This window comes from Frankia sp. R43 (assembly GCF_001306465.1).
Classification (GTDB): Bacteria; Actinomycetota; Actinomycetes; order Frankiales; family Frankiaceae; genus Parafrankia; species Parafrankia irregularis.
In genome coordinates, this window is sequence record NZ_LFCW01000013.1 from 171,529 (window position 1) to 181,386 (window position 9,858).

Annotated in this window: 6 protein-coding genes and 1 pseudogene; 3 read left to right on the plus strand and 4 right to left on the minus strand. The window is 71.7% G+C overall.

Features of this window, described 5'->3' with window-relative positions:
• Nucleotides 1-26 precede the first annotated feature (26 nt).
• Nucleotides 27-1,487, minus strand: a complete 1,461-nt coding sequence (locus tag ACG83_RS38725; RefSeq protein ID WP_054571234.1) for a class I SAM-dependent methyltransferase — start codon at nt 1,485-1,487, stop codon at nt 27-29.
• 291 nt (nt 1,488-1,778) lie between these two features.
• Between ACG83_RS38725 and ACG83_RS38730 the strand changes: the two genes are divergently transcribed.
• On the plus strand, nt 1,779-3,404 hold the full coding sequence (locus tag ACG83_RS38730; protein ID WP_054571235.1) for an FAD-binding oxidoreductase: 1,626 nt from the start codon (nt 1,779-1,781) through the stop codon (nt 3,402-3,404).
• Between the two features lie 78 nt (nt 3,405-3,482).
• Here the strand turns inward: ACG83_RS38730 and ACG83_RS38735 are convergent, their stop codons facing one another.
• On the minus strand, nt 3,483-4,238 hold the full coding sequence (locus tag ACG83_RS38735; RefSeq protein ID WP_054571236.1) for an SDR family NAD(P)-dependent oxidoreductase: 756 nt from the start codon (nt 4,236-4,238) through the stop codon (nt 3,483-3,485).
• Between the two features lie 70 nt (nt 4,239-4,308).
• On the opposite strand from ACG83_RS38735, the gene ACG83_RS38740 reads away from it, so the two are divergent.
• Complete coding sequence (locus tag ACG83_RS38740) at nt 4,309-5,223, plus strand: LysR family transcriptional regulator (RefSeq protein ID WP_054571237.1); 915 nt, start codon at nt 4,309-4,311, stop codon at nt 5,221-5,223.
• Between the two features lie 24 nt (nt 5,224-5,247).
• Here ACG83_RS38740 and ACG83_RS38745 read toward each other — a convergent pair whose 3' ends face one another.
• The gene (locus ACG83_RS38745) at nt 5,248-8,010 is read right to left on the minus strand and encodes an AAA family ATPase (RefSeq protein ID WP_054571238.1); all 2,763 of its coding nucleotides are present in this window, start codon (nt 8,008-8,010) and stop codon (nt 5,248-5,250) included.
• Between the two features lie 841 nt (nt 8,011-8,851).
• Here ACG83_RS38745 and ACG83_RS38750 point away from each other — a divergent pair.
• Nucleotides 8,852-9,640 (plus strand): acyl-CoA thioesterase II, encoded by a 789-nt coding sequence (locus ACG83_RS38750; RefSeq protein WP_054571239.1) that lies wholly within the window; start codon nt 8,852-8,854, stop codon nt 9,638-9,640.
• A 105-nt stretch (nt 9,641-9,745) separates the two neighbouring features.
• Here ACG83_RS38750 and ACG83_RS48255 read toward each other — a convergent pair.
• Nucleotides 9,746-9,858: pseudogene (locus ACG83_RS48255) on the minus strand (enoyl-CoA hydratase/isomerase family protein); the annotation flags it as partial.

Here is a 9,858-nt window from a genome sequence, read left to right on the forward strand (position 1 = left end):
GCTCATCGGCCAGATCCGGCCGGCCTTCAGGTGCGGACGGCGGTGAGGAGCAGCAGGTTGTTCGGCCCGCTCAGGTCCCGCACCGACATGCCGGCGTCGGCCAGCCATCCGGTCATCTCGGCATGGTCGAACTGCCGTACGCCGTGCACCCCGAACTGGCGGCTCTGGAAGTAGCGGTCCGCGGGATCGGCCGCCTTCCGGAAGGTGAGAACCGTGAAGGTCCCTCCCCGCCGCAGGACCCGGCCGACCTCGGCGAAGACCGCGGCCGGGTCCGGCAGCATCTGCAGCGCGTTCCAGCAGTTGACCGCGCCCAGGCTGCCGTCGGCGAAGGGCAGCGCCAGCGCGCTGGCCCGAAGGTTGGCGATGTCGGGCAGGGTCCGGGCGATCTCACGGTTCATCGCGCCGGCCAGGTCGAGCGCGATCACCCGGCCGGTGCCGAACGTCGCGGCCAGCACCGCGGTCCAGCGACCGGTGCCGGCCGCCAGGTCGAGGACGGGCCCGTCGGCCGGCCGGACGTGGTCGCGCAGGTAGGCGTCCTCGTCCAGGGGGGACATCGGGCCGGCCCAGTTGCCGCCCATCAGCCTGAAGAAGCTGGAACGCAGCTCGCCGTAGCGCAGGACCACGTTCTCGGCCATCAGGTCCAGCTCATCGCCGATGCCCTGCGAGAGGTCGACGTAGTGCTTCGTGACGGGGAAGTCGGCGGCGCAGGACTGGCAACGCGCCGAGGCGGTGGTGATGGTGAGCCGGCCGCGGCACACCGGGCAGCGCAGGATGCTCCCGTGCCCGTTGGCGGCCGCGGCCACGTCGACGTGTCGCTCGGCGGTGGGCAGCGCGACGGCCGGCATCGGAACCTCGAAGGGGGGCGGGTGCCCGGCGGCCCACAGCGCCCGCGCGCCGAGGTAGGCGAGCATCGACCGGGTCTCGTGGCCCCACGCCGCGGCTGTCAGCTCCGGGGAAAGCCGGCCCATCCAGATCTGATCGCGAGCGTCGGCGTCCGCGCCGAGATCCGCCCAGACCGACGGCGCGGGCCAGCACCGGGTGATCCGTGGGTCCGCCGGGATCTCGCGCTGCAGGCAGCGGTCGAGCCGGCTGTGCTCGGCGGCATCCAGGCCGAGTCCGGCGGCGGCGTCCAGGACGGCGTCGCGGGCTTCGGTCAGATGCGCGACGAGGTAGAGCGAGGCGAGGCGGGCGGGACTGCCCGGTGCCGAGTCGGCCAGGATCCGCAGGTAGCCCTCGATGCGGCGACCCAGCGCCGACCGGACGGCCGTCGCCGCGGCACCTTCCGTGGTCTCCGCCGCGAGCCCGAGAAAGATCAGGATGTAGGGGACCCGATCGGGTGGTGTGGCGTCCAACGCCGTGTCAACCAGCTCGCCGAGCGCCGTACGGTCCGTCGACTGGTCCAGCAGCGCCGCGGTGAGGCTGCCGAACGCCTCGCCGACGTCCGCCCGCGCAGACGTGCGCACGGCGTCCAACTCCGCGCTGATCATGACGCGCCTCCTGCTTCCGGTGCCGGTCGTCGCCGTTATCGATCTTCGCGACCCGCGACGGCTGCTGAAAACCCCTAACCGCCGGTGTCGGGGTTGTCCCCGACACCGGTCCGCTGAGCTGGGGCGCCGGTCGAAATCGGTGACATGGCCGGACCGTCGGGCGAACGATGTCTGGGGTCGCTAGGGGTTGGAGCATCGCGGCGGACTTCCGTAGGTTCGGCGCCATTCGCTCCGGGGCCGAGAAAAAGTAGACGGTTCTCAGCCGCCCGTCGTGCGCAACCAGGAGATCCGATGCCAGCCGATGTCTCTCGTCGAAAACTTCTCGCCTCCGCCGGAATTCTCGGCGCGGCGGGTGTGTCCGCGGAGGTTCTCGCCGCCGACCAGGCGGCGGTCGCCGCTCCCGCCACGGAACCGGCCTACGGCGGCGCGACCGTCAGGTCGGGCGATGCGCGTTATCAGGACCTGGTCCGCAGCTGGAACGGCCGTTTCGCCGGCAGTCCGGAGTACGTGCGGATGGTCGGCACAACGGCGCAGGTGGAACAGGCCGTGGCCGAGGCCGTCCGGGCCGGGAAGCGCATCGCGGTGCGCAGCGGCGGGCACTGCATCGAGAACTTCGTCGCGAACTCGAGCGTGCAGGTCCAGATCGACATGGCCCAGATGAACGCCATCTACTACGACCCGGCCCGCACCGCGTTCGCGATCGAGCCCGGCGCGACGCTGCGGGAGGTCTACAAGACGCTGTTCACCGGCTGGGGAGTCACCCTCCCCGGCGGAACGTGCCCGGCGGTCGGGGTCGGTGGGCACTTCGCCGGTGGTGGCTACGGCGCCCTCGCCCGCCGGGCGGGAATCGTCCCCGACCACCTGTACGCGGTCGAGGTCGTCACCGTCGACCGTTCGGGAACGCCGCGCACGGTGGTCGCCACCCGCGAACCGGGTGATCCCAACCGGGAGCTGTGGTGGGCTCACACGGGCGGCGGCGGTGGCAACTTCGGCGTGGTCACGAAGTACTGGATGCGCAGCACCGCCGCGACCGGCACCAACCCGTCGAAGCTGCTGCCGACACCGCCGGCACGGGCGCGGCTCATCGACTTCGCCTGGCCGTGGACCGGCCTGGACGTCGCCACGTTCAGCCAGCTGGTCCGGGGCTACCTCACCTGGCACGCGGAGAACAGCGCACCGGACGCCGCAGCCGCCCGGCTGAGCGCCAATCTGACCTGCGCCCATGTCAGCTCCAGCCCCGTCGTCGGGATACAGGTCCTGGTGAACCCGGACGAGGCGGACTCCGACGCGCTGCTCGCGGGCTTCCGCGCCGCGGTCGTCGACCCGGTGCGGGCGGCCCTGACGGTCCGTGAGCGGACCCTTCCCTGGCTGCAGGCCACCAACTACACCGGCTATCCCGACACCGGGGCGGTGGTCGGACGCCGCAACAAGTCCAAGGGCTCCTACCTGCGTGCGAGCTACACGGACGCCCAGCTCGCCACGACCCACCGCTATCTGACCGCACCCGGCATCACCGCACCCCTGGCCGGCGTCCTGTTCGCGTCCTACGGCGGCCGGGCCAACGCGGTCGCGCCGGACGCCACGGCGACCCCGCAGCGTGACTCGGTCCTGAAGGTGCTGCACACCGTGCACTGGGACGCGGCGACCGACGACGACCGGAACCTCTCCTGGCTGCGCGAGTTCTACCGCGACGTGCACGCCGACACCGGTGGTGTCCCGGCCCTCGGCGGTATCACCGACGGTTCCTACATCAACTACGCCGACGTCGACCTGGCGGATCCGGCCTGGAACACCTCCGGCATCCCGTGGACGGAGCTGTACTACAAGGGCAGCTATCGCCGGCTGCAGCAGGTCAAGGCGCGCTGGGACCCGCGGAACGTCTTCCGGCACGCGCTGTCCATCGCCCTGCCGTCCTGACGGCCCCGGTGGTGCCGGCGGCCACGGCGGTGACGCCGTGGCCGCCGGGGTGACAGCGCTGCCGACAGCGGGCGCGGGCTACCAGGGCACGGACCCCGTCTCGCTGAAGATCCCACCGGTGGGTCCGTCCGGGCCCAGGGTGGCGAGCCGGACGGCGACCGTCGCGCCCTCGGCCGCCGTGCGCGGCGAGGGGAAGCCGACACCGCGGATCAGGTCGGTGTCGCAGCGGCCGGGGTCCGCGGCATTGACCAGTACGTTGTCCTTGCGGAGCTCTTTCGCGTACTGGACCGTGATGGCGTTCAGCGCGGTTTTGGACGGCGCGTACCCGGCCGAGGCGGGAACGTTGGCGAAGGGGCCGGCGGGATCGCCCATGATGGACAACGAACCCACGCTGCTGGAAAGGTTGACGATCCGCGGCGCCGTCGAGCGGAGCAACCACGGGAGTACCGCGTTCGTCACCCTGATCACGCCGAAGACATTCGTGTCGAAGACCGCGCGAACCGCGTCCGGATTCGCCGTGCTCGGGATGAGGGTGTCGATGCCACCTGAGATTCCGGCATTGTTCACCAGGACGTCGAGTCGGCCGAACCGCTCGCCGATGAAATCGGCGGCGATACGGACCGAATCGTCGTCGGTGACGTCGAGTCGCACGAATTGGGCGTCCCCGCCGGCGGCGGAGATCTCGGCGGCGGCGGCGGCGCCGAGCGCGGCGTCGCGCGCGCCCACGAGCACGGTGAAGCCTTGCTGGGCGAGCTGCGCGGCGACCTCCCGGCCGATGCCCTTGTTGGCGCCGGTGACGAGTGCTATGCCTGACTTTGTTGTCTCTTCGGCCATGGACCAAGCTCACCATCAGCCTGTCGACGGTTTCAAATACCGTCCAGGTAAGAACCGATACCCTGCGGGTATGGAACGACTCGAGACGCGGGAGCTCTCGTATTTCGTCACGGTGGCCGAGGAGCTGCACTTCGGGCGGGCCGCGCAGCGCCTCAGGATGGCGCAGCCACCGCTGTCGCGAGCGATCCGCCAGCTTGAGCGGCGGATCGGGGTCACCCTGCTGGACCGGACCAGCCGTCGGGTGTCGCTGACCCCGGCCGGCCGGGTCCTGTTGGAGGAGGGCCGCCACGTGCTGGACGCGGTCGCCGCCGCCGAGCGGCGCACCCGGCGCGCGGCCAGCCCGGAACCGGCGATCGTGCTGGCGATGAAGTCCGGCGGTGACGGGGGGCTGCTGCCCGGCATCCTGGCCGCCTACGCCGAGGATCCCGCCGCCGTCGCCGTCGACGTCGTGTTCACGAGCGGCCAGCGCGCGGCCATGGTCCGTGACGGGCGGGCCGACGTCGCCATCCTGCACTGCCCGCCTGATGACACGACCGGCCTCGACTGTGAGGAACTGACGGTCGAGGGGCAGGTGGCGCTGCTGCCCGCCAGCCATCCCCTCGCCGCCCGGGAGACCCTTCGGGTCGCCGACCTGGCCGGCGAGGTCCAGCCCCGGTGGCCCTCGGACCGCACGGATCCGGCGGGCCTGCCGGGCGGGTCCGATCCGTCCGCGCGGACCGGCCTCACCACCTCCAGCGATCCGCCGGTGCCGCTGGCCGGGCCGGTGGTGAGCGACGGCATCCAGCTGATGCAACTGGTCGCGCTGGGCCGGGTGGTCGCGGTGGTGCCCGAGTCGGTCCGCGGCCACATCCGCCACGACATCGCCTGCGTGCCGGTAGCGGACGCACCGCCGGTGCACGTACTCATCGCCCGGTCGGAGCAGAGTCGTTCCAACGCCATCGCGGCGCTGCTGCGGGTCGCCGCGACCGTCGCCGAGCGGCACTAGCTGAGCGGCACCAGCCGATCGGCATCAGGCGATCGGCATGCGGGCGGTCGTGAACAGGTTCGCCAGGTCCTTGCGCCCTGCCACCCGCAGTTTCCGGTAGGTCCGGGTGAGGTGCTGCTCCACCGTGCTGACCGTGATGAACAACCCCGCCGCGATCTCCCGGTTCGTCTGCCCACGGGCCGCTCGCGCGGCGACCTTCTGCTCGGCCTCGCTCAGGGAGGCCATTCGGTCCACTGAGGTCAGGACCCTCGATGACGCCCCGGCACCGGCGTGACCGCGTCCGGTGCCAGGGCCCAGCTCGGTGTCACGACGCCGTCTTCCGGCGGGATGCCTGCTGGCGGCAGCGTCGCTGGCCGCGGCGCCCGCGGTCGCACCGGCGTCCCGGGTGCTGGTGGCCCGCCGGCCTGCGGGCGGCACGTTGTCGGCGAGCAGCCGCCGGGCATGGGCCGGCTCGCCGAGCCCGAGCAGCGCCTCCGCCGCGTGGTCGCGCCACGGCACCATCGTGGGGACGTCCGTCCCCCAACTGCGCATCAGGTCGCCGCACAGCCGGAAATCGTCGAGCGCCGCGCGGTGCAACCCGATCGCGATCCGGTGCCGGCCACGAGCCTCCAGATAGTGCAGCCCGAAGCCGGTCTGGAACATGTTCGCCGGGATCGGGTGATCAAGCAGCTCGGAAGCCTCGTCGTGCCGGCCCAGCACGGTCATCGCCCGTACCAGGACGCCGAGGGGCAGCCCGATGCCGACGCCCCAGTCAGCCACCGTGAACGCGGACAGCGCGCCCCGGGCGAGCTGCCCGGCGGTGTCGGCCTGGCCGAGGCGCATCGCGGCCTCGGCCCGCAGCGCCAGCAGCTTCGCCCCCCAGGTCGGCGACGACTGGACGGAGTCGTTGCGCAGCAGGTTCTCGAACCACCGCCGGGCGCCCTCGGCGTGGCCCGCGTACAGCAGCGCGAGGGCGGCGACGGACGCCGCGGAGATCGTCTCGGGTGGGGACCCGGTCTGCACCGTACGCCGGATGATCTGCTCGGCCCGCAGCGGCAGCGCGGGATCCGGCCGGCCGCTCAGGACCCGGGCCAGCTGGGTCGCCGCCTCCAGCCGAGGATGGAAGATCGCCGGCAGGTCCCGGGACCGCTCGTCGACCCAACGCGGTGACCTGCGCACCAGCTGCCGGGCGACCTCCGGGTAGAGGGACCGCAGCCACAGGTCCATGAAGCGGATCTCGATCCGCGTCGAGGTGTCCGGGTGCTCGTCCTGCCCGACGAGATCGGCGAGTAACGTGGTCGCCTCGTCGAACCGGCCGTGCCAGAGCAGGAACTGCGCTGCCGTGGTGGCCTCGGCGGCGGACAACCGCCCCACGCGCGCGGCGTTGACCAGGAAGGACAGATGCCGGACGGAGTCCCGCGGGCTCTGCCACCAGTCGAGCGCCGCGAGCTCGGCGGTCAGCGAATCGCGCTGTGGTCCGTCCGCTGCCCGCAGGGCCAGGCGCAGGAAGGCCGCCGCGAGCGCCGGGTCGCCGTCGTTGCAGGCCTCGCGGGCCGCGTTCTCCAGCACCGGCACGGCCCACGGTTCCAGCTCGCTGTCGGCGTCGAGCAGATGCTGGGCGACGACGGTGGCGGAGCAGCCCTCCGCGTTCAGCAGGACGGCCGCCCGCGAGTTCAACCGGCGCCGTTCGGCGGCGTCCGTGCTGGCGAGCACCGCGTCCTGCGCCGCCGGATGCCGGAACAGGCCGCGGGCGGTCAGTATGCCGGCGGTGTGCAGCGCGCGGAGCGCCCGGACCACCCCGGGCTGGCCCAGGCCGGTCAGCTGGTCGAGCAGGCGGGGGGTGGCTGACCGGCCCAGCACCGCGACCGAGCGGGCGAGTGGGGTGGTGAGACCGCCGATCCGATCGAGCGTGGTGAGCACGGCGAGCCGGAAACGCTCGCCAGCCGCGGGCGCCGCGCGCTCACCGGTCCGCGGGTTGTCAGATCCAGGGCCGCCGGCCTGGCTGTCGTCAGCCGATCGGCCGTTGCCCTTCTGGTCCTCGATGAGCGCGTGGACGAGTAACGGACTCCCACCGGTCACCTGATGCCAGGTGGGCGCGAGACGGATGCCGGCGATCGGACCGAGCCGGCGGCCCACCACGGTGGCGACGCCGTGCTCGGTCAGCGGTGCGAGCCGGAGCACGTCACCGTCCTGGCGGCGCCGTACCTCGTCCAGCGCGGCGGGGTCGGCGGGGGTGGCATCCGCGCAGACCGTAAACAGCATCGCTATCCGGGCCGCTCGCGACCTGCGGAGCAGGTGGACCAGGATCGTGAGTGACTCCCGGTCGGCATGGTGCGCGTCGTCGACGATGAGGAGTATCGGCGCCGAGGCGCTGGCGCGGACCAGGTGCGCGCACCAGGTGTGGGTGACGTACCACAGCGCACGGTCGACGTCCCTGGCGTCGGGCTCCCGGTCGGCCAGGGTGGCCGTGATGGCCGCGCCCAGCGCGGCGCCGGGCGGTTCACTGTCACCGGGAAGCAGCTGACTGACTATTCCGAAGGGAAGAGCGCGCTCACGGTGTGCCCCGTCGGCCGTGAGGACGCGGAAGCCGCGGGCCTCGGCCTGGCGGGCGAGGCCCGCGGCCAGAACGGATTTTCCGTGGCCGGCCGCGCCCTCGATGACCGCGACCCTGATCGGCGAGTACCGGTCGAACGTGAGCAGTGCGCTGAGTCTGGTGTTCTCGCGGTCTCTTTCGACCAGTGTGTATCCGGTTGCCAGGTCGTGGTGGGGGGCGTCCGGTCGGGGCACAGCTCGGTCGTCCTCCTGCATCAGTGCGCGTTCCGCGGGTGACTTCGGTCCGGTCGAGCCCTTTACCTACGAGACATGCGGAGTTCGCCTTCGCGGGCGATCTCACGCAAATTACGACATAACGTTCTGACCCTACCGCAGGAACACCGTCGATACTGCCAAAGAATAAGGAAGTTACCGGCTGCGGATACGCGACTCTTTCTTGACGGCGGGTCCGGACGGTGTTAGCCGCTCCGCTGTCGTCGGTGGCGGGTGCCCGGTGATCGACACGGCGCCTGCCCTGGTCGGTGGACCGCCCGTGTGGATGAATGTCCGCTGCCGTGGCCACTGCGGCCCCCGGGTGTCGGTGCTGGATCTCCGGCGGCGTCGGCAGGAGCTTTCCCGGTGTGTGCGCTGAGACATTAATCTCAGCGCCCTGGCCGGGGAAGGGGTTTTCGCTGATTGTCATTTCTGTCGGCTTCCTATCCGGGGTGTGTACCATGCTCGCGCCGTCCGATGCTGTGCGCGAAGCAGGCGTGGCGGATTCCGGGCCGACTTCCGTGTCGGGTGCACTTCGCGCGCGGTGGCGGGCTGGCGACTCGGGGTGGGGGTGGTTCACGGTGGCCGGGACGGGCTCGGCGCGGGCGCAGGAGTCGCCGCCGCGAGGCCGGTGTTGGCCGGTGTACGCGGGCGTAGGTCCGAAGCGAGCTTGCGCCACAAAAGATCTAAATGATTGGTGTTAAGGTCGATTCGTGGCCGATCTGACGACGAATACTGACGCGCTCCGTCCCGCGGGGGCCGTTCCGGTGGGCGACGACGTCTCGGCACCGAGGCGGCGCGACGTCGCGCCGACCGGCGCTGGCTCGGCCTCGAGCTTCTCGACGTGGCCGACGCCGGTCCGGCGGCGGCTGATGACCCGGCGGCGTTCCTCACGACGCGGGCCGAGGTCACGATGGAGGAGCGTCACCTCACGCAGCTTCAGCGCATGTACGGCGGGATGGGCCTCGCTCTCGTCGGCGCGCTCGTCGAGGAGACGGCCGCACGGCCGCTGCGGTGGGCGACGGCCCAGTTCGTGGGTTCGCCCAGGTACGGCGAGCGTCTCGATCTCGTCGCGGAGGTCCTCGCGGCGGGCCGCCGGACCTCGCAGGTGCGAGTGACCGGCACTGTCGCCGGGCGGGTCGTGCTCACCGGTCTCGGTGCGGCGGCCGAGGCCAACCCGGAGATCCCGGGCGGGACACTCCCGGTGATGCCCGCCTTCCCCCCGCCCGAGGACTGCGAACCGGTCAGGCTGCGGTTTCCGCCGTCCACCCCACCCGGTTTCTTCGGCCTCGTCGAGATACGCCAGCCCGCCGGTGCGGCAGAACCTCGGCTACGGTTCTGGATGCGCTTCGGTGGCCGGCCGGCGACCCGTCCGGCGATGCTGGCGCTGGTCGCCGACTCGGTGCCGACGATGGTGATGGGCGCCCTCGGTAATCCGGGGTCCGGGTCGAGTCTGGACAACACGATCCGGGTCGGTTCCGCCCCGGACAGCGAGTGGGTGCTGGTCGACGGCATCCCCGATCAGGCGGCCGACGGCTACGGACACGGCTCGGTACGTCTGTGGTCGCCCGACGGCTCCCTCGCCGGTGTCGGCAGCCAGACCGCGGCGCTGTGGTTCTACCGGAAGGGATGACCTTCTACCGGAAGGGCTGACCACGGGCACCGCGGGAGAACACCCTGGCGGCCCAGCCCAGCCCAGCCCAGTCCGAGCCGAGCCGAGCCGAGCCGGGCCGGGTCCTCACGGTTCGGGGATTTCGAAGTGTTCGTCGCGGAGTTCGAAGGCGCGTTTGACGCCGTGTTGGGCGCGGACTTTGACGAAGTTGTATTCGTTGTCTTCGAAGGTGAGGTTGG